Genomic DNA, 1,095 nt, shown 5'->3' on the forward strand with positions numbered 1-1,095 from the left:
CACCCCGGCGGCCCGCTGCTTTGTCAGTGCCACCCGATAACCTGCGAAGCTGCACGTACAGGAGAGCGAAGAAGGGGGGCGCGGGTGCGGGTACTGGGCGTTGACCCGGGGCTGACGCGATGTGGTGTCGGCGTCGTCGAGGGGGTGGCCGGCCGCCCCCTGACCATGATCGGCGTGGGGGTCGTACGGACGCCCGCGGACGCCGAGTTGGGCCACCGGCTCGTCGCCGTCGAGCAGGGCATCGAGGAATGGCTCGACACGCACCGGCCCGAAGTCGTCGCCGTGGAGCGGGTGTTCAGCCAGCACAACGTCAGCACCGTGATGGGCACCGCCCAGGCGAGCGCCGTCGCGATGCTGTGCGCCGCCCGGCGGGGGATACCGGTCGCCCTGCACACCCCCAGCGAGGTCAAGGCCGCCGTCACCGGCAGCGGCCGGGCCGACAAGGCCCAGGTCGGCGCGATGGTCACCCGGCTGCTCAGGCTGGACGCGCCACCCAAGCCGGCGGACGCCGCCGACGCCCTTGCCCTGGCCATCTGTCACATCTGGCGGGCCCCCGCCCAGAACCGCCTCCAGCAGGCGGTCGCCCTGCACGCCTCGAAAGGCCGTACCCGATGATCGCCTTCGTCAGCGGCCCCGTCGCCGCACTCACCCCCACCCTGGCCGTCATCGAGGTCGGGGGAGTGGGCATGGCCGTGCAGTGCACGCCCACCACCATCTCCGGCCTGCGGATGGGGGAGACGGCCCGGCTCGCCACCTCCCTGGTCGTGCGGGAGGACTCGCTGACCCTGTACGGCTTCGCCGACGACGACGAACGGCAGGTCTTCGAGATCCTGCAGACCGCCAGCGGGGTGGGGCCGCGGCTCGCCCAGGCGATGCTCGGCGTGCACAGCCCCGACGCGCTGCGGCTGGCCGTCTCCACCGGCGACGAGAAGGCGCTGGTGGCGGTGCCGGGCATCGGCAAGAAGGGCGCGCAGAAGCTACTCCTCGAACTGAAGGGCAAGCTGGGGGCTCCGCTGGGCAGCAGCGGCCTCGTGGGCGCCCAGCGAGCCGCGGCCTCCGGGCCCGCGCCCTGGACCGAGCAGCTCTCCGCCGCCC

Annotated in this window: 2 protein-coding genes; both read left to right on the top strand. The window is 73.4% G+C overall.

All coding sequences use genetic code 11. The features are described from left to right. Positions 1–84 precede the first annotated feature (84 nt). On the top strand, positions 85–615 hold the full coding sequence (gene ruvC, locus ACWGIU_RS38360; RefSeq protein ID WP_150256605.1) for a crossover junction endodeoxyribonuclease RuvC: 531 nt from the start codon (positions 85–87) through the stop codon (positions 613–615). Further along, the coding region (gene ruvA, locus ACWGIU_RS38365; RefSeq protein ID WP_453712776.1) for a Holliday junction branch migration protein RuvA at positions 612–1,095 on the top strand (484 nt) is incomplete at its 3' end. The genes ruvC and ruvA, both read left to right, overlap by 4 nt.

This window comes from Streptomyces sp. NPDC054840 (genome assembly GCF_053611065.1).